This is a genomic window from Flavobacterium undicola, from assembly GCF_009909155.2.
Classification (GTDB): Bacteria; Bacteroidota; Bacteroidia; order Flavobacteriales; family Flavobacteriaceae; genus Flavobacterium; species Flavobacterium undicola.
Map to the genome: position 1 here is coordinate 66,422 of NZ_JAAAPM020000003.1, position 21,522 is coordinate 87,943.

At 33.7% G+C, this 21,522-nt stretch carries 23 protein-coding genes; 6 read left to right on the forward strand and 17 right to left on the reverse strand.

Annotated elements, in window-relative coordinates; all coding sequences use genetic code 11:
* Positions 1–8 precede the first annotated feature (8 nt).
* Positions 9–1,079, forward strand: a complete 1,071-nt coding sequence (locus GTZ96_RS02635; protein WP_235972830.1) for a DUF3078 domain-containing protein — start codon at positions 9–11, stop codon at positions 1,077–1,079.
* A 4-nt stretch (positions 1,080–1,083) separates the two neighbouring features.
* On the opposite strand, the gene GTZ96_RS02640 is transcribed toward GTZ96_RS02635, so the two are convergent.
* From GTZ96_RS02640 to GTZ96_RS02650, 3 genes are all read right to left on the reverse strand, one after another.
* Positions 1,084–2,430: a deoxyguanosinetriphosphate triphosphohydrolase gene (locus GTZ96_RS02640; protein ID WP_161641039.1), complete on the reverse strand. Its 1,347-nt coding sequence runs from the start codon at positions 2,428–2,430 to the stop codon at positions 1,084–1,086.
* 62 nt (positions 2,431–2,492) lie between these two features.
* Positions 2,493–2,969 (reverse strand): RDD family protein, encoded by a 477-nt coding sequence (locus GTZ96_RS02645; protein ID WP_161641040.1) that lies wholly within the window; start codon positions 2,967–2,969, stop codon positions 2,493–2,495.
* Positions 2,970–3,047: 78 nt separating this feature from the next.
* Complete coding sequence (locus GTZ96_RS02650) at positions 3,048–3,509, reverse strand: Lrp/AsnC family transcriptional regulator (protein ID WP_161641041.1); 462 nt, start codon at positions 3,507–3,509, stop codon at positions 3,048–3,050.
* A gap of 155 nt (positions 3,510–3,664) precedes the next feature.
* Between GTZ96_RS02650 and metE the strand changes: the two genes are divergently transcribed.
* The gene (gene metE / locus GTZ96_RS02655; protein WP_161641042.1) at positions 3,665–5,989 is read left to right on the forward strand and encodes a 5-methyltetrahydropteroyltriglutamate--homocysteine S-methyltransferase; all 2,325 of its coding nucleotides are present in this window, start codon (positions 3,665–3,667) and stop codon (positions 5,987–5,989) included.
* 244 nt (positions 5,990–6,233) lie between these two features.
* Here metE and GTZ96_RS02660 read toward each other — a convergent pair whose 3' ends face one another.
* The 3 genes from GTZ96_RS02660 to GTZ96_RS02670 form a co-directional block, all read right to left on the reverse strand.
* Positions 6,234–6,710 carry a hypothetical protein gene (locus tag GTZ96_RS02660; protein WP_161641043.1) on the reverse strand — a complete coding sequence of 159 codons (477 nt, stop codon included), beginning with the start codon at positions 6,708–6,710 and terminating at the stop codon, positions 6,234–6,236.
* A 174-nt stretch (positions 6,711–6,884) separates the two neighbouring features.
* A complete protein-coding gene (locus tag GTZ96_RS02665) occupies positions 6,885–7,634 on the reverse strand; it encodes an SDR family oxidoreductase (RefSeq protein ID WP_161641044.1) in 750 nt (249 codons plus the stop codon).
* 75 nt (positions 7,635–7,709) lie between these two features.
* Complete coding sequence (locus GTZ96_RS02670; RefSeq protein ID WP_161641045.1) at positions 7,710–7,997, reverse strand: ArsR/SmtB family transcription factor; 288 nt, start codon at positions 7,995–7,997, stop codon at positions 7,710–7,712.
* A gap of 123 nt (positions 7,998–8,120) precedes the next feature.
* On the opposite strand from GTZ96_RS02670, the gene GTZ96_RS02675 reads away from it, so the two are divergent.
* Positions 8,121–9,869 (forward strand): ABC transporter ATP-binding protein, encoded by a 1,749-nt coding sequence (locus GTZ96_RS02675; RefSeq protein ID WP_161641046.1) that lies wholly within the window; start codon positions 8,121–8,123, stop codon positions 9,867–9,869.
* Between the two features lie 5 nt (positions 9,870–9,874).
* Here the strand turns inward: GTZ96_RS02675 and GTZ96_RS02680 are convergent, their stop codons facing one another.
* The 6 genes from GTZ96_RS02680 to GTZ96_RS02705 form a co-directional block, all read right to left on the reverse strand.
* A complete protein-coding gene (locus GTZ96_RS02680) occupies positions 9,875–10,372 on the reverse strand; it encodes an RDD family protein (protein WP_161641168.1) in 498 nt (165 codons plus the stop codon).
* A 225-nt stretch (positions 10,373–10,597) separates the two neighbouring features.
* A complete protein-coding gene (locus GTZ96_RS02685) occupies positions 10,598–10,882 on the reverse strand; it encodes a type II toxin-antitoxin system RelE/ParE family toxin (protein ID WP_161641047.1) in 285 nt (94 codons plus the stop codon).
* Positions 10,879–11,097: a hypothetical protein gene (locus tag GTZ96_RS02690; protein ID WP_161641048.1), complete on the reverse strand. Its 219-nt coding sequence runs from the start codon at positions 11,095–11,097 to the stop codon at positions 10,879–10,881. Before GTZ96_RS02690 ends, GTZ96_RS02685 begins: the two co-directional genes overlap by 4 nt.
* 173 nt (positions 11,098–11,270) lie before the next feature.
* A complete protein-coding gene (locus tag GTZ96_RS02695) occupies positions 11,271–13,658 on the reverse strand; it encodes a ribonucleoside-diphosphate reductase subunit alpha (protein WP_161641049.1) in 2,388 nt (795 codons plus the stop codon).
* A gap of 205 nt (positions 13,659–13,863) precedes the next feature.
* Entirely contained in the window at positions 13,864–14,841 is a 978-nt protein-coding gene (locus GTZ96_RS02700; RefSeq protein WP_161641050.1) for a ribonucleotide-diphosphate reductase subunit beta, read from the reverse strand.
* Between the two features lie 252 nt (positions 14,842–15,093).
* On the reverse strand, positions 15,094–15,672 hold the full coding sequence (locus GTZ96_RS02705) for a DUF3109 family protein (RefSeq protein WP_161641051.1): 579 nt from the start codon (positions 15,670–15,672) through the stop codon (positions 15,094–15,096).
* A 334-nt stretch (positions 15,673–16,006) separates the two neighbouring features.
* Here GTZ96_RS02705 and GTZ96_RS02710 point away from each other — a divergent pair, with 334 nt between their 5' ends.
* On the forward strand, positions 16,007–16,210 hold the full coding sequence (locus tag GTZ96_RS02710; RefSeq protein ID WP_161641052.1) for a hypothetical protein: 204 nt from the start codon (positions 16,007–16,009) through the stop codon (positions 16,208–16,210).
* Positions 16,211–16,216: 6 nt separating this feature from the next.
* On the forward strand, positions 16,217–16,822 hold the full coding sequence (locus tag GTZ96_RS02715) for an FAD-dependent oxidoreductase (RefSeq protein ID WP_161641053.1): 606 nt from the start codon (positions 16,217–16,219) through the stop codon (positions 16,820–16,822).
* Between the two features lie 17 nt (positions 16,823–16,839).
* Here GTZ96_RS02715 and GTZ96_RS02720 read toward each other — a convergent pair whose 3' ends face one another.
* Genes GTZ96_RS02720 through GTZ96_RS02735 form a run of 4 tightly spaced genes read right to left on the reverse strand, consistent with a single transcriptional unit; the run spans position 16,840 to position 19,752 of the window.
* Entirely contained in the window at positions 16,840–17,142 is a 303-nt protein-coding gene (locus tag GTZ96_RS02720; RefSeq protein WP_161641054.1) for a hypothetical protein, read from the reverse strand.
* 4 nt (positions 17,143–17,146) lie between these two features.
* Positions 17,147–18,721, reverse strand: a complete 1,575-nt coding sequence (locus tag GTZ96_RS02725; RefSeq protein ID WP_161641055.1) for a S41 family peptidase — start codon at positions 18,719–18,721, stop codon at positions 17,147–17,149.
* Positions 18,722–18,723: 2 nt separating this feature from the next.
* Positions 18,724–19,155, reverse strand: coding sequence for a deoxycytidylate deaminase (locus GTZ96_RS02730; RefSeq protein ID WP_161641056.1), 432 nt, complete (start codon positions 19,153–19,155; stop codon positions 18,724–18,726).
* A gap of 3 nt (positions 19,156–19,158) precedes the next feature.
* Entirely contained in the window at positions 19,159–19,752 is a 594-nt protein-coding gene (locus GTZ96_RS02735) for a HupE/UreJ family protein (protein WP_161641169.1), read from the reverse strand.
* Positions 19,753–19,936: 184 nt separating this feature from the next.
* On the opposite strand from GTZ96_RS02735, the gene GTZ96_RS02740 reads away from it, so the two are divergent.
* On the forward strand, positions 19,937–20,368 hold the full coding sequence (locus tag GTZ96_RS02740) for a TerB family tellurite resistance protein (RefSeq protein WP_161641057.1): 432 nt from the start codon (positions 19,937–19,939) through the stop codon (positions 20,366–20,368).
* 80 nt (positions 20,369–20,448) lie between these two features.
* On the opposite strand, the gene fbp is transcribed toward GTZ96_RS02740, so the two are convergent.
* Positions 20,449–21,459: a class 1 fructose-bisphosphatase gene (gene fbp, locus GTZ96_RS02745; protein ID WP_161641170.1), complete on the reverse strand. Its 1,011-nt coding sequence runs from the start codon at positions 21,457–21,459 to the stop codon at positions 20,449–20,451.
* Positions 21,460–21,522: the final 63 nt, after the last annotated feature.

A 21,522-nucleotide genomic window follows, 5' to 3' on the forward strand; every position in this document is an offset into this window, starting at 1 on the left:
ATTTACTAATGAAAGTACAACTCAGTCTTCTTATAATTACATTCTTATTCACTATTACTATTCCTGTTTTTTCACAGTCGGCTAAGGATACAATCCAAACGGATACCATAAAGAAAATTATTCTTCCGGTATTAAATGACAACTTCTATAGAAAAATGCCTCCGGCTAAATTAAAATATACCCTAGCCAAATTAGTTGCCCTTCCTGAATTTGAAAAAAAACTTCCATCTTGTTGGGGTAAAAAAAACATACTGGGGTTTGATATTTCTGAAATTGCATTTGTCAACTGGAGTGCTGGGGGAACCAGCTCTATTTCAGGATTATTCAAAGCTGATTTTAATAGAACCTACGAAAAAAAACTGGTGAAATGGGTCAACGAACTCAGTATTAGATACGGAATGAACAAACAAGACGGAATTGAAATTCGTAAAACCGACGATGCCTTCCGATTCAACTCTACCTTTGGTCATAGACAAGATCCGGAAAGTACTTGGTTTCATTCGGCTAAACTAAATTTCAATACGCAATTGACCAATGGATACAAATATCCAAATAAAGACAACCCTATTTCCAGACTGTTTGCACCAGCTTATATGTTCTTAGGTGTAGGTGCTGAAAACACTACAAAATCCAAAAGTCATGTTTTATATCTTTCTCCTTTTACTTACAAAGCAACCTTTGTTTGGGATCAAACTTTGGCTGATAAAGGAGCTTTTGGAGTTGAAAAAGCCATTTATGACAAAGATGGAAATATAATTACAAAAGGAAAAAGATCTAAAAACGAATTAGGTTTTTTAATTACCAATCAATACAAAAAAGAGATATACAAAAATGTGATTTTTGTAAATAATTTAAGTCTTTATTCGGACTATGTAAATAATTTTGGAAACGTCGATGTGGACTGTGACCTCGGTTTAAATTTGGTTGTAAACCAATACGTAAAAGCCAACATAGGAACTCGAATTTTATATGATGACGACATCAAAAACAAAACCGAAGTTGCCGGCGTACAAGTAACCGAAGGCCCTAAAACCCAATTAAAACAGGTATTAGGAGTTGGAATCACCTATGCTTTTTAACAGCTTAGCCTTTCTTTCTACCATTTATCGTTTCATATAATTCCAATGCATTCCCATCAGTCAGCAAGGACACATAATGACAAATATGCAACAAACGATCGTAAAGGTTTTCCTTTTCTAAATCGTGTCTTTCCGGCAATAATTTCAAGATTAGCTTGTCGTAATTAGAGGCTGTTCCATTGAATTTATTGTCGTAAGCCGTAATAAACTTTTCCAATAAGGTTTGTATAATTTGGTAGCCTACTAATTCTTTTTCGATAACCTCTCGGCTTTGGTAGATTTTATCAACACTAATTTTGATAATATCATCCATCTGCGCTTTGTACTTGCTTTTATCCATTAATGCAAAAGGAAATTTCCCTTGCAAAATAGCTTCTTCATTAGCAACAAACACTTTTACAGCATCATTAATTAAACTACCAATTGCCAAAGCACGCAAATAACTGATTCGATCTTCTTTGGTCCCTAATGTTTTATATTTTGAAGTATCAATACTGTCTTTCACTAGTTTGATAAGATATTCCAAAGCAAAATCTTCGGAAACCAAACCTAAATTAATACCGTCTTCAAAATCAATAATGGTGTAACAAATATCATCTGCTGCTTCAACCAGATAAGCCAAAGGATGTCTTTCAAAACCAATATCTTCTCCACTTTTATTTGGAATCAAGCCCATATCTTTTGCCACTTCTTCAAAAAATGCCTTATCAGCCTGAAAGAAACCGTATTTTTTATCTGAGATATTTCTGGTTGGCTTTTTAGGCAAACTTTCTTTTGGGTATTTCATAAAAGCACCTAAAGTAGCATACGAAATTCGGAGTCCTCCTTCAATCCCTGGTCTACTCGATGTCATTACCGAAAAACCATTGGCATTTCCTTCAAAATCAATTAAATCCTGCCATTGTTTTGGATTCAAAAACTCCTGATATTTTTTTCCTTTACCAATAGCAAAATACTCTCCAATAGCCTTTTCTCCCGAATGTCCAAAAGGTGGATTCCCAATATCATGTGCCAAAGAAGCCGCTGCGACAATGGCTCCAAAATCGTTCATCTGAAAACCATGAACTTCTTTTAAATGAGGATATTTTTCAATAATTTTTTTCCCAACCAAACGCCCTAAAGAACGTCCCACAACTGAAACCTCCAAACTATGTGTCAATCGCGTGTGCACAAAGTCGGTCTTAGAAAGTGGAATAACCTGTGTTTTATCTTGTAAACTTCTAAAAGCTGCCGAGAAAATAATACGATCATAATCTACTTCAAATCCTAAACGGGTGTCATCCTGCTCTATTCGTAATCGTTTGCTTGTATCACCTTGACGTTTTAAAGATAAAAGTTGTTCCCAGTTCATGTTGATTTCTGATTGAAGATTAACGAATTATGATTTTAGATTTTAAAAACCAAAAATACATTTTATTTTAGGACTTTCTCCAAAGATTCTAACACAAGATGTTCTTTCATTCGCTGTTCGAGTTTGGATTTCATAACAACAAAAGTTCTTGATTTTTCATCATGCAAACCCAAAGTGCGTCCTCTCAAAAAACTCAAAGGTTCAAAAGGAAAAATACGCACCAAAGTTCTAACTAAAATCGTTATTGTGTATGGTTTTGAACCGTCTTCCATAACAACAATTGTTTTAGTAAAATATTTAGCTAGAGAACGGGAAAGAAAAGCTTCGGTAACTCCAAAATAAATAAAAATGATAATACTCCAGAATAAATAATGTTCAATCATGTCGAACGAATTTATTCTATTTGAAATAGCTGAAGAATTCATAAAAGTCAATACTAAATAAACAATAAACCGCATTATTATAATGTCAATAATCCAATTTAAAACTCGCTTTTGTTTTGACGCCAGTAAATAATTTGCAATTTTAAATTGTCCCATTTATAGTATAGTTTCCTAAATATTTATCTCCAAATATAAGAAAACAGCGACTATAATTACTTATTTAAAAATGTAAAATCAAAAACTCAATTCAGTACTATGCTTAATTTCGCCCATTACAAAAACACTTTGGGTATTCCCAATATTCTCAATAGTCGATAATTTATTCATTACAAAATCCTGATAGCTTGCCATATCAGCAACTAAAATCTTAAGCATAAAATCATAATCTCCCGCTATATTGTAACATTCTATAATTTCGGGAAGCGCCACAATATCTTTTACAAAATTAGCACCCACATTTTTAGCATGTTCTTTCAAACGCACATTGCAAAAAACAATCATGCTGCGATTCAACTTTTCTTTATTCAAAAGAGCCACATATTTCATAATATAGCCTTCGCGCTCCAATCTTTTGATACGCTCATAAACGGGAGTCGCTGTCAAAAACAATTTAGCAGCCAGGTCTTTTATACTAATATTTGAGTTCTGCTGAAGATGCTTTAATATCTGTAAATCGGTGTTGTCTAAATTTTCCATAGAATATTTTACTGCTAAAGCTGTGTTTGCGAATCATTGCAAGAATAAAAAACTGCAATAAAACACAAAAACAATTCATTTCACTTAATTAAGACACAAATTTAAGTATTAAAACCTACAAACATACCTTTGCACAGTAATAAATACTGATAAAAATGAAAACAAATAATTTAGGTTATCCTAGAATTGGAAGCAATAGAGAATTAAAAAAATCTAGTGAGCTATACTGGGCTGGAAAAATTTCAGCTGAAGAACTATTGGCTACAGCCGCAACAATCAGAAAAGAAAATTGGCAATTACAAGCCAAAGCTGGAATTGATTTGATTCCGTCAAATGATTTTTCTTTTTACGATCAGGTTTTGGATTTGACTTTAACATTAGGAGCTATTCCCGGACGTTATGCTGAAATTGCTAAAACAAAACCGGCTTTAGACTTATACTTTGCTATGGCAAGAGGTTCGCAAAAAGACGGACAAGACGTTGTTGCAATGGAAATGACCAAATGGTTTGACACCAATTACCACTACATCGTTCCTGAATTCACTAAAAACCAACAGTTTTCTTTGTTTTCAGAAAAAATAATCCACGAATTCATTGAAGCTAAGGAATTAGGAATTCATACAAAACCGGTTTTAATTGGGCCAATCACCTATTTATTATTGGGAAAAGAAAAAGAAGAAGGCTTTAACCGTATTGACCTGATCGATTCATTATTGCCTGTTTATTTCGAAATTTTAGAGAAATTAGAAGCGCAAGGTGCAACTTACATCCAACTTGACGAACCTTTTTTAGCCCTTAATCTTACCGATAAAGAAAGAAACACCTATACAAAAGTTTACAACGCAATCAATCAACGTTTTCCAAACTTAAAAGTAATTCTGGCAAACTATTTTGACTGTTTTGGAGAAAATCTGGAAACTGCTTTGGCTTTGCCGGTTGATACTCTACACCTGGATTTAGTACGTTGTCCTTCGCAATTAGACGATATTTTAGAATCCGGAAAATTAGCTGCTAACATAAAACTTTCGTTGGGAGTTGTTGACGGTAGAAACATCTGGAAAAATGATTTCAAAAAATCTTTCGCTTTAATCGAAAAAGCAGCAGCTGCAATAGGAAATGACCGTGTTTTAATTGCACCTTCTTGTTCCTTAATCCACTCGCCTTGCGATTTAGATTTGGAAACAAACGACAAAACGCTAACTCCTGAAATCAAACAATGGCTGGCTTTTGCCAAACAAAAAATTGAAGAAGTAGTAGTGCTTCGCAATTTAGCTTCAGGAGAAATCACCGAAAATGACCAGGCTAATTATCAGGAAAACACCATCGCTAACGAGAACCGAAAAACTTCGAAATTAATCCACAACGAAGCGGTAAAAAACCGTGTAGCCAGTATTACAAACGGAGACGATCACCGTAAAAATGCATTTGCTATTCGAAGAGAAAAACAAATTGAAGCTTTAAAACTTCCTTTATTCCCAACAACAACTATTGGTTCTTTTCCACAAACTGCCGAAGTAAGAAGCTGGAGAGCTAAGTTTAAAAAAGGAGAATTATCGCAATACGAATACGATACTTTATTGGAAAAGGAAACCGAAGAAACCATTCGTTTTCAAGAAGAATCAGGAATTGATGTTTTAGTTCATGGCGAATTTGAGCGTAACGATATGGTGGAATATTTTGGAGAACAATTAGACGGATTTGCCTTTACTAAAAAAGGCTGGGTACAAAGTTATGGTAGCCGTTGCGTAAAACCGCCGGTTATTTATGGTGATGTTTCCCGTCCGAATCCGATGACTGTAAAATGGGCTGAATTTGCACAATCCCTAACTCCAAAATGGGTAAAAGGAATGCTTACTGGTCCTGTGACTATCTTACAATGGTCGTTTGTTCGTAACGATCAACCGCGCTCAGAAACCTGTACTCAAATTGCACTTGCCATTCGTGATGAAGTAGTAGATTTAGAAAAAGCCGGAATTAAAATTATCCAAATTGACGAACCGGCTGTTAGAGAAGGATTGCCGTTACGAAAAGAAGAATGGGCTGCTTATTTAGACTGGGCAATTAAAGCTTTTAGAATTTCTGCCAGTGGTGTTGCCGATGACACCCAAATTCATACACACATGTGCTACAGTGAATTCAACGATATCATTCAAAATATTGCTGATATGGATGCTGACGTAATTACCATAGAATGTTCGCGTTCGCAAATGGAATTACTGGATGCTTTTGCCGATTTTAAATATCCAAACGAAATTGGTCCCGGGGTATATGACATTCACTCGCCACGCGTTCCTTCGAGCGACGAAATGGTTCATTTACTGGAAAAAGCGGCAGCAGTAATTCCTGCCAATCAATTATGGATAAATCCTGATTGTGGTTTGAAAACCCGTCATTGGGAGGAAACTAAAAAAGCTTTAATCGAAATGGTAGCTGCCGCACAGCAAATGCGTATTACAGCAATTCATTTGGCAACAGTTTAAAACATAACGCTTAATTATACCGTCTCAAACAAATAGTCACTTCAAGTAATTTACTCAATATAAAAATTGTATCGAGAAGCTTTTAAATAATTTATTTACTAGCTTCTCAATACTTTTAAAAATATGAATCTACATAAAAATCAAACATAGTTTTTATATCGATTTGATTAAAATTCACAATATAAAATTGAGACAACCACTAAACATTTAAAAGAACCAAAATACAGCGTCAACAAACAATTCTTTAATATTGAACATTAAAACTACCGTTTTTAAAAGAAAGTTTATTTCCACCTTTGTTTTGATACAATATTCCCGAAAACCTTCCTTTAAGTATAAACATTAAATCATTTTCTATTACGTCTACAGAAAAATTTTGATTAGTGCTTGGATCATAATAATATTCATTATCATTCTGATCTACATACATCACTTGGTTTACTTTATTATCTCCATTTTCTCCTTTATTGGTTATCGAAAAAACAATTCTTTCAATACTGTTTTTTTCAATTCTACCAGATAAGATCAAACTTAGATCTACATATCCTCCTTGCGTTTGCCCATATTTTTCTACACTAACTTCGTTAAAGACTTTCGTGACTCCATTAATTTCGACTGTTATTCCTTTTGGAATTTCTGTTTTTTGATCAGTTTTACCATCATTTGAACAAGAGAATAACGAAAAACATAAAATTAATATTAGAGCAAAAATTCTTTTCATACTTTTTTTATTAGAACACAATACGCTTAAATCTATCAAAAGATTCCCCAGCAGATTATCAAAGTTTTGTTTTCAAATATATTCATTTTTTCTTACACTTTTTATCATACACAAAGAAGCCCTGGTCGATTAAGTTCAACCAGGGTTTCTGCTTTAAAAAATATCACTAACTATTTATAAGGTCGCTGCTCCTCCATCCAATAACAACTCGCCACCAATCATAAACTTGGAATCATCAGAAGCTAAATAAAGGAATCCTGCTGCCATTTCTTCTGAGGTTCCTAAACGTTTTGCCGGTATGCCTGAAGCATAATAGGCTTTTGTTCCGTTTGCTTCTTCTTCTGAAGCTCCTCCTCTTGAAAATATGGGTGTGTCAATTGGCCCAGGCGAAAGTACATTCACACGAATATTTCTATCCAATAATTCGGCTGATAAGGTTCTGGCTAACGAACGAACGGCTGCTTTTGAAGCAGAATAAGCTGCAGTAGTTGCAAAACCTTTATGGGCTACTGTAGATGCCGTAATAATAATTGAAGCGCCATCATTTAGATGCGGCAAGGATTTTTGAATTGTGAAGAAAACCCCTTTGAAGTTGATATCGCTGGTTTGGTCGAACATTTCTTCGGTATAATCTGCTAAAGGTGCCGCAATAAATACACCGGCATTCACTACCAATACATCAATTTTGCCAAAAGTATCTTTAACCGTTCCGTAGGTGGTGTCAATATTGTTTATATCCGAAACATCGCTTACCAAACCAATCGAAGCATTCCCAATTTCGAAAACCGCTTCATCAATTGTCTTTTTATTACGTCCTGTTATCGCCACTTTGGCACCTTGTTCTGCAAATAATTTTGCTGTTGCTAATCCGATTCCGCTGTTTCCTCCTGTGACAACAGCTACTTTGTTTTCTAATTTTTTCATTTTTTTTTATAATAATTTAATTATTGTAAGTATTTAAATATCTAAATATTTCGATTTATTTAATTAAAAAAAAGGCTAAAAGCCTAGATTAGAAATATAACGACTATAAGCATCGCACATTGCTTTATTGATAACAAATTTCAAATTGCGTCCTTCCTTTTCAGCTACTAACAATTCGGCTTCTACTAATTGTTTCAAATGGTGAGACATGGTAGACTGTGCCAAATTAAAAGATTCTGAAACTTCACAACATTGCATAAAATCCTTTCGTTTACTAATCATATCCAGTATCTTCAAACGATATGGATCTCCTAGTGCTTTAGAAATTTTCTCAACTTGTTTTATGTTCAATTCGGTAATCATGAGGCAAAGATAAAAATATATTTTTAATATATCGAAATATTTCGATATTTATATTCTAAATTTGTACCAACTTATAATTCAGCTACAAATTTTGATTTGAATTATTTTCTAAAAAAAAACTCTATGCAGCTTTTATATTCTTACATCAAAAAACATAAAACTCTTTTATATATCGCGCTGTTTTTAGCTACTATAAATCAATGTTTTTCTTTATTTGATTCAATAATAATTGGTAAGCTACTTAACCAATGTGGTGTTGGAGTAGCTAACTTTAATCACAATCACTTCAACTTTACAAAAGCAGTTTTAGGCTGGTTGGCCTTGTCATTAGGTGCGGCAATGGTTTCCAGAATTGCCAAAAATTTTCAGGATTATTTTACCAATATTATCATTCAGCGTACCGGGGCGCAAATGTATACAGAAGGTATTCAAAAAGCGTTACAACTACCTTTTCAAGATTTTGAAGACCAACGCAGCGGAGAAACCTTAGGCAAACTTCAAAAAGTGAAAATTGATTGCGAAAAATTCATCACCTTATCCATTTCATTAATATTTCAATCGATAGTTGGTATTGTGTTTGTCGTGGTTTATGCCATCACTATTCATTGGCTTTTGGGACCAATATTCCTGGCAACTGTTCCTATTATTGCTTACATCAGTTCGTTATTGGGCAAAAAAATCAAGAAAGTTTCCAGAGAAATTTTAGGTGAAACTACCGCTTTGGCCGGAGCTACAACCGAATCATTACGAAATATTGAACTCGTAAAAAGTTTAGGCTTAACCGAACAAGAAGTCAATCGACTGAATGCTACAACCATCCAAATCCTTGGATTAGAACTCAAAAAAGTGCGTTTCATTCGTTCGTTGAGTTTTATACAAGGTACAACAGTTCATTTTATGCGCACCAGTTTGGTTTTTGCGCTTTATATGTTCATATTTAATGACGTCATCAAACCGGGAGATTTGATTACTTTAATGTTCTTTTCATTCTTTTTGTTCAATCCGTTGCAAGAATTAGGGAATGTGATTGCCACTTATAATGAGACAAAAGCATCTATGGATAATTTTGCCGATTTGATGAATTCCAAAAGCGAAGAAACTCCTAAAAACCCAAAAACTATTGGTGCTATCAATCATTTAGGTTTTAAAAATGTTTCCTTCAAACACCAAAGTGCGAATACCTATGCTGTAAAAAATATTTCTTTTGAAGCCGAAGCTGGCGAAACCATCGCTTTTGTTGGTCCATCAGGAAGCGGAAAAACGACTTTGGTAAAAATGCTTGTCGGATTGTACAATCCTGCTGAAGGTGCTATTTTTTACAATGAAAAAAACGCCAAGGATATTGACATCAATGAATTAAGACAACAACTTGGTTTTGTGACCCAAGATGCTCAATTGTTTTCGGGAACTATAAAAGACAATTTGTTATTTGTAAAACCGAATGCAACTGACGAAGAAATAAATGATGTTTTACAAAAATCGGCTTGTCAAAATTTACTCGAAAGAGCCGAAAAAGGTTTGAATACCACTATTGGCGAAGGCGGAATTAAAGTATCGGGAGGCGAGAAACAACGTTTATCTATTGCCAGAGCTTTGCTTAGAAATCCGCACTTATTGCTTTTTGACGAAGCTACATCGGCATTAGATTCGATTACCGAAGAAGAAATCACCAAAACCATTCGAAGTATATCCTCTAAACAAGATCAAATCACGGTATTAATTGCCCACCGTTTATCGACCATTATGCATGCCGATAAAATATTTGTTTTGGAACAAGGACAAATTATCGAGCAAGGCAAACATCAGGATTTATTGGATGAAAAGGGCTTGTATTATGCCATGTGGAGACAGCAAATTGGGGAGAGAAAATAGTTAAACTAAGCCTCAATCACATCCGTCAAAGTATTAGAATGTTTTCGCATTTTATTCAGCTTACGTTTTTTAACCACATAAGTATTCGAAAAAGTATCATGCCATCCTCTTGGAACTAAGCCAAAGAAAGAAAAAGCTTCGAAAGGGATAAAACGACAGCAGGTTCGAATAAAAAAACTTCTTTTAGAGGGTTTGGTTCCATCAGCATTGACAACGATAGTATGGGTCAACAATTTAGCTATAGTACGGGAAAAATACACCTCAGTAATATAATAATACAAAAAGGCAACGATTGCTGTGTAGAAAGCAATTTCGACAGCACTTAAGTTGGTTACCCAATTAGAAAGCGCAAAATTATTAGCAGACAAAGCAACCAAAATAATAGTTGTTCCTAAACTAAGTACCAAGATATAAATAAACATTAAATCAATGCTTAGATTAAGAAAACGTTGAAACTGCGTTGCTTGCAAAGTATCTGTTACAGTAAATCCTTCATTTTTCATAGCCATCAGTTTTAATTTTTAAAAGAAAACCAAAACAACTTAACACTCTCAAATATAAGGAATTATACACTAATAAACAAAGAAAAAGACTGCTCTAAAATACTTTTCAGGCAGCCTCTTTGATTTTATATTCTATCAAACAATTTGATTTTAACTTATAGTCGTAATCTTTTAGACCAATTTTAGGAGAACGGGAAGCCCAAAAAGAATAATCTTAAAAACAAGTTACAACTTGTGTATTCCTCTTCGAACGTCATAAAAAGCAAGAAGATTAATATTTTCTTCTTGAATTTGATAATACAAAATGGTCTTTTTGTTAATTACTGCTTTTCTAACTTTCGCTTTATGTTGATAAATTGGAAATAATTCAGGATTTATCCCAATATCATCGACCGTTTTAACAACATCAAAATAATATTTCTCGGCAACTAAATTTCCAAATTCGTTTTTAATGTATTCTATAATTTCATCTAAAGTTAACTCCGAAGTTTTAGTCCAAACTATTTTCATTTTTTAGCAAATTTTGCTTCAAAACGTTTTTTAACCTCTTCGTGAGAACTAACATTTCCTGATGAAACGTCGTTCAATCCTTTTTGAATTAACTGATTTTCGAAAAATGAAACCTCGTTTTTTTCTTTAAAACTTAGGATTTTTTCAATAATTTTTTCGTCATCAATTCCTTGAATCCATTGAACTATATTTTTCTTTTCGACTGAAATATCCATAATAATAAAATTGAATTGTAAAATTACAAAATATTTTGATTACTAAACAGTTAGCCAAATCAAGAATTAAAAATTCATTGAAGTTCCTTAAATTTCATTTAATAATATAAAAAAAACAGCCATCTAAACGATGGCTGTTTCAACAATTATTTTGAATTAATAATTAATTAGGTTTATGATCCACACATTTCGCAATCCTCTGGACCACCTGCCTGAGCTTGTAGAATCATGGCTTTGTATTCGTTAATATCAATTGCTTCTGTTTTTACCTCTTCGGCAACGGGTTGTTCTTTTTTATCATTGTTCAATGTAAATTTGATTGCATCAACTGCTGCTTTTGTTCTCAAATAATACATTCCGGTTTTCAATCCTGATTGCCAAGCATAGAAATGCATCGATGTCAATTTAGAATAATTGGCATTTTGCATGAACAAGTTCAACGATTGTGATTGATCCACAAAATAACCACGTTGACGCGACATATCGATAATGTCTTTCATAGACATTTCCCAAACAGTTTTATACAATTCTTTCAAGTCTTGCGGAATATTCAAGTCTTGAACCGAACCATTATTTCGCATTAATTCTTGTTTCAAACTTTCGTTCCACAAACCACGCTCCACTAAATCGTGTAGTAAATGTTTGTTTACAACAATAAATTCACCTGAAAGTACTCGTCTTGTGTAAATATTAGAAGTATATGGTTCGAATGCTTCGTTGTTTCCTAAAATTTGCGAAGTAGAGGCAGTAGGCATTGGCGCTACTAACAATGAGTTACGAACACCATTTTTCACTACTTCTTTTCTTAAAGAAGCCCAATCCCAACGACCAGACAATTCTTCATCTTGAATTCCCCATAAATTATGCTGGAATTCTCCTTGAGACATTGGCGAACCTTCAAATGTAGAATAAGGACCTTCTTCTTTTGCCATTTCCATCGAAGCAGTTACAGCAGCAAAGTATAAGGTTTCAAAAATTTCCTGGTTTAATTTCTTAGCCTCATCCGATGTAAAAGGCATACGCAACATAATAAAAGCATCAGCTAAACCTTGAACACCAAGACCAATTGGACGGTGACGTAAATTAGAATTTTCTGCTTCTTTTACCGGATAGTAATTTCTGTCAATTACTTTATTTAAGTTTCTAGTTACTCGTTTGGTTACATTAAACAATGCTTCGTGGTCAAACTTACCGTTTTCTACAAACATAGGTAACGAAAGCGAAGCCAAGTTACATACCGCTACCTCATCTGCAGAAGTGTACTCCATAATCTCGGTACACAAGTTAGAGGAACGAATCGTTCCTAAATTCTTTTGGTTCGATTTACGGTTGGCTGCATCTTTATACAACATGTATGGTGTTCCAGTCTCAATTTGCGATTCTAGAATTTTCTCCCATAATTCGTGTGCTTTGATGGTTTTTCTTCCTTTACCCGCTTTCTCGTAACTTGTATATAAGGCCTCAAATTCTTCACCATATACATCATACAAACCAGGACATTCGTTAGGACACATCAACGTCCAATCTCCATTTTCTTGTACACGCTTCATGAATAAATCCGATGTCCACATTGCAAAGAATAAATCTCTGGCACGCATTTCTTCTTTTCCGGTATTCTTTTTCAAATCTAAGAAATCAAAGATATCAGCATGCCAAGTTTCGATATAAATTGCAAAACTACCTTTACGTTTTCCACCACCTTGATCTACATAACGCGCCGTATCGTTAAATACTCTTAACATTGGAACAATTCCGTTTGAAGTTCCGTTAGTTCCACGAATGTAAGAACCTGTAGCACGAACATTATGAATAGAAAGTCCAACTCCACCTGCTGATTGAGAGATTTTGGCTGTATTCTTTAAAGTATCATAAATCCCATCAATACTATCATCTTTCATTGCCAAAAGGAAACAAGAAGACATCTGAGGTTTTGGCGTTCCAGAGTTAAACAACGTAGGCGTTGCATGCGTAAAGAACTTTTTAGACATCAAGTCATAAGTTTCTAAAACTGAATCTAAATCGCCTAAGTGAATCCCTACCGAAACACGCATCAACATGTGTTGTGGACGCTCTACAATTTTTCCGTTTATTTTCAATAAATACGAACGTTCTAATGTTTTAAAACCAAAATAATCGTAATTAAAATCTCTGTTATATATAATATGCGAATTTAAAAATGCCGCATTTTCCTGTATTACTTTATGCACTTCTTCTGACAACAAAGGTGCTTTTTGTCCATTTCTTGGATTTACATAATGATACATTTCATCCATCGTTTCAGAAAACGATTTTTTTGTATTCGAATGTAAATTCGAAATAGCAATTCGAGCTGCTAATTGAGCATAATCTGGATGCGCAATAGTCATTGAAGCCGCTGTTTCTGCAGCTAAATTATCCAACTCTGATGTAGAAACTCCATCGTAAAGTCCTTCAATAACACGCATTGCTACTTTAACCGCATCAACCAAATCATTCAAACCATAGCATAGTTTTTTAATTCTATCTGTGATTTTGTCAAACATTACTGGTTCTTTGTGACCATCTCTTTTAATTACATACATAAGCTCGATTGTTTTTTAAAAAACAGAAAATCCCTTTTCTATTTTTTGGGTATTTGTTAATTTATTTTGGGAAACTAATCCCGTATTAATTATGCTTTTACTACAAAGGCACAAAGTTTTTTTAATGTTTTATTTTTATAAATTTTGCAGCAACAATCCTAAATCACATTTTTTCTTAGCGTCTAGAGTCTTCGCGGCAGATTAATTAAAAATCAGCGTCAAAGCTAATTTTCTGAGCATCATTATCCGTATTCATCACACCTGATTTTTGGTATTCAGCTACTTTTTTCTCAAAGAAATTCGTTTTTCCTTGCAACGAAATCATATCCATAAAATCAAATGGATTCGCAGTATTATATTCTCTTTCACAACCTAACTCCACTAGAAGTCTATCAGCAACAAACTCTAAATATTGCGTCATCAAGACAGCATTCATTCCAATCAAACTCACTGGTAATGATTCTGTAATAAATTCTCTTTCAATATTCAAAGCATCAACAATAATCGTTCTAATTCTTTCTTTAGATACTTTATTTACCAAGTGATGATTGTGTAAATGCACTGCAAAATCACAGTGAACTCCTTCGTCACGAGAAATCAATTCGTTAGAAAAAGTCAATCCTGGCATTAAACCACGTTTTTTCAACCAATAAATAGAACAAAATGCTCCTGAGAAGAAAATCCCTTCTACTGCTGCAAAAGCAATTAAACGTTCCGCAAATGAATCGGAATCAATCCATTTTAATGCCCAATCCGCTTTCTTTCTAATTGCTGGAAAAACGTCTAATGCATTGAACAATTCGTCTTTCTCCGTTTCGTCTTTTACATAAGTATCAATCAAAAGCGAATAGGTTTCACTATGAATATTTTCCATCATAATTTGGAAACCATAGAAAAATTTAGCTTCAGCATATTGCACTTCATTCACAAAATTCTCAGCCAAATTCTCATTTACAATTCCATCAGAAGCCGCAAAAAAAGCTAAAATATGTTTGATAAAATATTTTTCATCCGAATTCAATTTATTGTTCCAATCATGTAAGTCTTGAGACAAATCGATTTCTTCAGCTGTCCAAAAACTAGCCTCCATCTTTTTATACCATTCCCAGATATCATGGTGCTTGATAGGAAATATTACGAAACGATTTTTATTCTCTTGTAAAATTGGTTCTATTTGCGACATTACTATTGTTATTTTTATATGAGATTTTAGATATTTTCTGCTTTTTGAAGCTTTACAAAGATTGTGAAATATTGCGGGAATTAAAAGTCAAACTTATTCACAATACCCTCTAGTTTTTAACAAAGACAAAAAACTAGTCTTCTTTTTACAAATTAAGCAACTAATTAAATATCAATAAATTAAAAACCGAAAAATCGCGTGAAATACCGTAGAATATAGGATTTAAATAATATAAAACAAGAAAAAAATATTTTATTTTAACTTCGTTTTTTTCCATTCCTGAGCTACTAATTCAAGCTCTAAATACCAATCCTCACCAAACCTTCTAATCAAGGCTTCTTTGACAAATTTATACACCGGAACTTCTAATTCCTTACCTAAAGAACAGGCATCATCACAAATATCCCATTTATCATAATTAACGGCTGCGAACTCCGTAAAATCCTTCACCCGAATAGGATACAAATGACAAGAAACTGGTTTTTTCCAATCAACTATTCCTTGGTTATAGGCTTGCTCAACACCACAAAGCGCGGTTTTTCCATCAAAAATTACATAAGCACAATCCTTATTATCAATTAGTGGCGTTTCAAGATCACCATCAGTACCTTTTACCCAGGTACCCTGAGCTTCAATTGCAGCAATCCCTTCTTTGCGTAAAAAAGGTTTTACCTTAGGATATATTTCCTCTAAAATTTTAGTTTCTTCCTCGCTTAATGGCGCACCTGCGTCTCCATCAACACAGCAAGCACCATGACATGCCGATAAATTACAAACAAAATCTTTTTCTAAAATGTCTTCCGAAACTATGGTTTTCCCTAATTGAAACATGAGTTAACTTACTATAATTTATAAAATGCAAAGATAATCAATCCTTAACTTACACTATCAAACAAAAGCTCTTTTATACCTACTTTAACTAAATCCAAGCCTATTTAAAATCAAAAAAAACAAGCACTAACCTAGAATACCCCAATACCAACAAAAAACACCGTAACAAATTAAAAAACAAGAACTTAAAATAAAATTCCCAATGCATCGCTGTTAAATTATAAGCTCCTTATGTTAAAGGTCTATTGCTCTAAACATTTTTTTTATAATTTTACTCCCGTAATTAAGCCTGTAGAAGCAATTTGAATCTAATCTACAAGCCAAAAAAAATACCATGAAAATCTTTACTAACATCTTAGTGTTTCTAGCATCAGCACTTGTTATTTTCAATATCACCCAATTAGATTTCAGCAATCTGTTCGGAGGAGATAACGCAGTAGCTTTTATTGGAATAGCTGCTTCTTGTTGCGCCATCCTAATTCTATTGATTTTTAGATTGTCTAAAAAAATAGAAGATAAAATGAACGACAAACTATAAAATTATATGTTTGACGTATTAATCATTGGAGGTGGAGTTTCCGGAATGTCATGCGCTTTAGTTCTTGGCTCAGCCAAAAACAAAAGTTTTGCAATCGAAAAAAAAGTCGGAATCTTCTCTCACCAAAAATCGTCTTCATTACAAGAAGCCTTATTCAATAATGCTTATGGCATTCCCTCAGGGAAACTAGGCTCAGAATTACTTAGCGAAAGTGTCGCACACCTGAGTAAAACCTATCCTCATATCACACAAATTCAAGACGAAAAAGTACTTCGTATCGAAGGTGAAGCTCCTAATTTCACGATAACTACCAATAAAAGCAGTTACAAAACTAAAGCTATTGTAGTAGGTATCGGATCAGCAAATACATTTGCAATCGAAGGATTAACACAATACGTTATTCCGCATCAAAAAGCGCTTCCTGAAAAACAAAGAATACAATTAAAAAACAGTGACCATAAAGTAACCGAAGGCATTTACGTCATTGGCACATTAGCAGGATGGAGAAGCCAACTTGCCATTGCTGCCGGAAGCGGCGCTGCTGTTGCCACAGACATTCTTACCTTATGGAATAACGGCACTCAAACTCACGCTCACGACAGCATTCGATAAACAAAAAAAGTTTCTTATCAGTTAACCGTAACTATATCAGTAACTTTTATATATTTTTCAGTATCGGATTTCCAAAATTCACCTTTTAAAGCAACTTTCTCCCCTATTTTAAAGACTTTATAATCTTTAGAATCCACAAGATTAATTCTACTAATAGTTGCTAAATAAACTTCGTTTTTAACTGTTTTAATTTTAGCCGTATAACCGTCTTTACCGTATTCTATAGCCTCCACATTACCTATTAACTGATTTTTATCTTTCACCAAAGCACAAGAAACAATCAAACTCACTAAAAAAACCAAACTCAAAAACTTTTTCATATTGTTATTTCTTACTTAAAACCTTCTTAACCATAACGTCATCTTTCAAAACAATATCATAATAGGCTTTTTCACCATACAATTGTCTTGCAAATTCTGCATTTAGATAGCGTTTTACAACTGCTCTACTTTTATCTAATCGAATTCCTGTAAGATGCTTCGAAAGGAACTTTTCAAAAACGGTAAAATACGCATCAGTCGTATTCATCTTGTTTAAAAATTGCTCGAACGAAAGCCCTTTAAAAGAACTCCTTTTTTTATCTAATTGTTCAAAAACAAAATTCCCCACAAATCCAGACTCCATTAAATAGGCCGTGGCCTCATCAGCATTCTCATATTCGAGAGGTACAAAAACATCAGGAACAATTCCGCCGCCGCCGTACACAATTTTTCCTTTTGGAGTTTTAAATTTCAAACTATCCGATACTTTTATACTGTCTTTACTGTACAATTCGCCATTTTTAAATCTCGATTCCGATTCTTTAAAATACTGCTCTTCTCCTTTCAAATAAGGTTTCTGAATCGATCTGCCTGTTGGTGTATAATAGCGCGCCACCGTTAGTCGCACTGCCGAACCATCATCAAAATCCATTTCCCGTTGTACCAATCCTTTCCCAAAAGAACGACGTCCCACAATAGTTCCTCTGTCATTATCCTGAACCGCACCTGCAAGAATTTCACTAGCTGAAGCCGAATTTTCATTTATCAGAACAAACAATCTACCCGTTTCAAAATCACCTTTCTTAGTAGCGTAGGTTTTCTCAATTCTCCCTTTTTTGTTCTTTGTAAAAACAATCAATTGTTTGTTAGCCAATAACTCATCGGCAATATCAATTGCTTCTTCCATATAACCTCCACCATTATCGCGAAGATCAATTACCAGCGATTTTGCTCCTTCACTTTTCAGTCGACTTAAATTGGATTTGAATTCCTCAAAAGTAGTTTCAGCAAAACGATTGATTTTAATGTAAGCGGTAGTCGGATTTAACATCATGCCAACATCTACACTTTTTAGCGGAATGACTCCTCGCCTAATTTTAAATTCTATCTTTTTCTTTTCGGAGGTTCTATAAACGGTAAGAGCTACCTCAGACCCTTCTTTTCCCTTAAGCTTAGCAAATAAAGTATCTGTAGGTAATTTTCGTCCAAACAATTTTGCGCCATTGGCATACAAAATTCGATCTCCTGCTTTGATTCCTGCTTTTGCCGAAGGACCATTTTCTATAGATTGAATAATGGCTACTGTATCTTTATAAATATAAAATCGGACTCCAATACCCACAAAATCACCTTTCATATTTTCAGCAACTTCAGCTTGTTCAGAGGCAGGAATATAAACCGAATGCGGATCTAATTGCGACAATATATTATCGACGGTCTTGTTCACGATGGAATCCGTATCAAGATCATCGACATATTCGTTATGAATAAAATCAATTAATTTATTGAGTTTTGTTTTCGAATCATTAGCTGTCGAAAAATGATTTTGACTTGAAAAATCCAACAAACTACCAATAAATATTCCTATCGCCAAAATGGCGCTAATATAAATGGGAATGTATTTACTATCTATTTTCACTTTTAGTCTTCTAATTCCGGAATATGCTCCACAATTACACCTGCTTTTATTAAGAATTGAAGCCCAGAATCATCACGATAGCCGTTATGATACACTACTCTTTTAATTCCTGATTGATGAATCAACTTACTGCATTCCTTACAAGGAGAAAGGGTTATATAAAGCGTAGCTCCTTCACAAGATTGAGTAGATCGCGCCACTTTAAGAATTGCATTTGCTTCAGCATGTAACACATCCCATCTTGTCAAGCCTTCTTCGTCTTCGCAACAATTATCGAAACCCGAAGGCGTTCCGTTATAACCATCGGAAATAATCATTCTATCTTTAACAATAATAGCCCCTACTTGCTTGCGTTTACAATAAGACAAAAGTCCCCATTCCTTAGCAATACGCAGATAAGCCTTATCGTATTTATTTAATTTTTTTTGTTCCATAATCTATCTTAACCAAATTTCATTACCAATAATAATTGGCAAAACTACTCCAATAATAAATGCCGACATAACTAAAGTCCAATCTCTTTTAGAAAACCTAAAAACAGTCTGCACAATATAAGCTATAATTAAAACAATAAGAATCACAACTAATTGAGCCGTTTCGATACCCAATGCAAATTCCAATATAGCCAATAACTTAGAAGTCGATGTGCCGTGATGAATGGATTTAAAAGCATTCAAAAACCCTAAACCATGTATAATTCCGAAGAAAAGCGTAATAAAGAAAACTAAATTGATACTTTCTTTCTTTCCTGACTTTCCTGCCGTAAAAAGATGGAATAAGGCCACTATTAAAATTGTAATGGGAATCAATAATTCTACCACAGCTACTTTGACAGCAATAATTCCATAAATTGACAATAATAAAGCAATGGTGTGCCCTAAAGTAAATGTAGTTACCAGCACTAAAATTCGTTTCCAGTCTTTAAACGAAAGCGGAATTACAAGTGCAATTAAAAACAAAATATGATCGTAGGAATAGATATTTAAAATATGTTTTAATCCTAATTGAAAGTAGATTAAAAATTGGGACATCATTATGCTATTTGATTGATAAAGGAATGTAAACTTACGATTAATTTTCAAACTCCTCAATCCAATCCACCAATTCCTTAGAATAAATTTAACCTAAATTACATTTCTCGTTAAATAAAATTTAAAAGAAAATTAAAAATTTAAAAATTGAATTATATTTGTTCCATAAAAAAACCCAATAATTATGTCATTTTCAGATTTATTTGATAGCGAATTTAAACAAAGAAATAAGGGACATTTTTCTGCGATTGTTCGTGTTGCTCTAGCTGATGGTATTGTTGCTCCAGAAGAAAAAAACTTCTTAGACAAACTAGCTACAAAACTTGAAATTTCACCTTCAGAATACGATGAAATTTTAGAAAACCCGGCAATTCACCCAATCAACCCTCCTTATTTATACACTCAAAGAATAGAGCGTCTATATGACTTAGCCAGAATGGTACATGTTGACCATCAATTAGGTGACAAACAAGAGATTGTTTTAAAGAAAATTGCTATTGGTTTAGGATTCACACCTAGTAACGTTAATTATATTATAGCAAAAGCCTTGTCTTTAGTTGACAAAAAAGTAGATTTTGACACTTTTGCTTACGAAATGCAAAACATGCACAAGTAATTTTACTTTTCAAAATAGCACAAAAAAAGCTCTTGAATTGAACATCAAGAGCTTTTTTGTCACCAATAAATTTAGACTATTTACTTACCAGCCTTAAGCATAAATTCTTCTGCCTTAGTTACCATATTATAACTTCCACAGAAAAACGGTACACGTTCATGCAATTCAGTTGGTTTAATTTCCATTATCCTTTTAAATCCATCCGATGCTTTTCCACCTGCTTGTTCTGCAATAAAAGCCATTGGATTACATTCATACAATAATCTCAATTTTCCTTTAGGCGCTTTTGAACTTGTAGGGTAGATATAAATTCCACCTTTTATCATGTTTCTATGAATATCCGAAACCAAACTTCCTATATACCTTGAAGTATACGGTCTGTCCTCTTCTTCGGATTGACAATATTTAATATAATCTTTAACACCTTGAGGAAACTGGATATAATTTCCTTCGTTAATAGAATAAATATGTCCGTCTTTAGTGAATTTCATGTCAGGATGCGACAGATAAAAAGTTCCAATAGCAGGATTTAAAGTAAAACCGTTTACCCCATGTCCTGTTGTATAAACTAACATTGTCGATGTTCCATAAATTACATAACCCGCTGCCACTTGCATGGTTCCAGGTTGTAGAAAATCTTCAATTGTAACTGGTGTTCCCACTGGAGTAACACGTCTGTAAACCGAAAAAACTGTTCCTACCGAAACATTCACATCAATATTAGACGAACCATCTAAAGGATCCATTAAAACCACATACTTGTTCTTGTGGCTTTTATCATTTCCTTCGACAGTGATAAAATCATCGTTTTCTTCGGATGCAATTCCGCAAACAATTTCACGGTTTTTTAAAGTTTGGATAAAAACCTCATTAGCATACACATCTAATTTTTGCTGATCTTCCCCTTGAATATTTTGCTCACCAGCTGCTCCTGTAATATCAATTAAACCTGCTTTGTTTACTTTGTAACTAACTACTTTTGCCGCTAGACGTATTGAGTTAATTATTCGAGACAACTCACCAGATGAATATTGAAATGCTTTTTGATTATCAATAATAAATTCTCCTAAGGTTTTACTGCTTTCTTCCATTACGAAATCGATATAATTTGAATTTGAAGTCACAAATATCGTTTTTTTTGTGATAATGACTCA

Bases quoted from the DNA above. Each gene is read 5' to 3' on its own strand.
- GTZ96_RS02695 (WP_161641049.1), bottom strand. From the start codon at position 13,658: ATGTATGTAATTAAAAGAGATGGTCACAAAGAACCAGTAATGTTTGAC.
- GTZ96_RS02685 (WP_161641047.1), bottom strand. From the start codon at position 10,882: ATGAAAATAGTTTGGACTAAAACTTCGGAGTTAACTTTAGATGAAATT.
- GTZ96_RS02645 (WP_161641040.1), bottom strand. From the start codon at position 2,969: ATGGGACAATTTAAAATTGCAAATTATTTACTGGCGTCAAAACAAAAG.
- GTZ96_RS02735 (WP_161641169.1), bottom strand. From the start codon at position 19,752: ATGTCCCAATTTTTAATCTACTTTCAATTAGGATTAAAACATATTTTA.
- GTZ96_RS02675 (WP_161641046.1), top strand. From the start codon at position 8,121: ATGCAGCTTTTATATTCTTACATCAAAAAACATAAAACTCTTTTATAT.
- GTZ96_RS02670 (WP_161641045.1), bottom strand. From the start codon at position 7,997: ATGATTACCGAATTGAACATAAAACAAGTTGAGAAAATTTCTAAAGCA.
- fbp (WP_161641170.1), bottom strand. From the start codon at position 21,459: ATGGAAGAAAGCAGTAAAACCTTAGGAGAATTTATTATTGATAATCAA.
- GTZ96_RS02680 (WP_161641168.1), bottom strand. From the start codon at position 10,372: ATGAAAAATGAAGGATTTACTGTAACAGATACTTTGCAAGCAACGCAG.
- GTZ96_RS02710 (WP_161641052.1), top strand. From the start codon at position 16,007: ATGAAAATCTTTACTAACATCTTAGTGTTTCTAGCATCAGCACTTGTT.
- GTZ96_RS02720 (WP_161641054.1), bottom strand. From the start codon at position 17,142: ATGAAAAAGTTTTTGAGTTTGGTTTTTTTAGTGAGTTTGATTGTTTCT.
- GTZ96_RS02665 (WP_161641044.1), bottom strand. From the start codon at position 7,634: ATGAAAAAATTAGAAAACAAAGTAGCTGTTGTCACAGGAGGAAACAGC.
- GTZ96_RS02705 (WP_161641051.1), bottom strand. From the start codon at position 15,672: ATGTTTCAATTAGGGAAAACCATAGTTTCGGAAGACATTTTAGAAAAA.
- GTZ96_RS02730 (WP_161641056.1), bottom strand. From the start codon at position 19,155: ATGGAACAAAAAAAATTAAATAAATACGATAAGGCTTATCTGCGTATT.
- GTZ96_RS02660 (WP_161641043.1), bottom strand. From the start codon at position 6,710: ATGAAAAGAATTTTTGCTCTAATATTAATTTTATGTTTTTCGTTATTC.
- GTZ96_RS02740 (WP_161641057.1), top strand. From the start codon at position 19,937: ATGTCATTTTCAGATTTATTTGATAGCGAATTTAAACAAAGAAATAAG.
- GTZ96_RS02635 (WP_235972830.1), top strand. From the start codon at position 9: ATGAAAGTACAACTCAGTCTTCTTATAATTACATTCTTATTCACTATT.
- GTZ96_RS02650 (WP_161641041.1), bottom strand. From the start codon at position 3,509: ATGGAAAATTTAGACAACACCGATTTACAGATATTAAAGCATCTTCAG.
- GTZ96_RS02715 (WP_161641053.1), top strand. From the start codon at position 16,217: ATGTTTGACGTATTAATCATTGGAGGTGGAGTTTCCGGAATGTCATGC.
- GTZ96_RS02640 (WP_161641039.1), bottom strand. From the start codon at position 2,430: ATGAACTGGGAACAACTTTTATCTTTAAAACGTCAAGGTGATACAAGC.
- GTZ96_RS02690 (WP_161641048.1), bottom strand. From the start codon at position 11,097: ATGGATATTTCAGTCGAAAAGAAAAATATAGTTCAATGGATTCAAGGA.
- metE (WP_161641042.1), top strand. From the start codon at position 3,665: ATGAAAACAAATAATTTAGGTTATCCTAGAATTGGAAGCAATAGAGAA.
- GTZ96_RS02700 (WP_161641050.1), bottom strand. From the start codon at position 14,841: ATGTCGCAAATAGAACCAATTTTACAAGAGAATAAAAATCGTTTCGTA.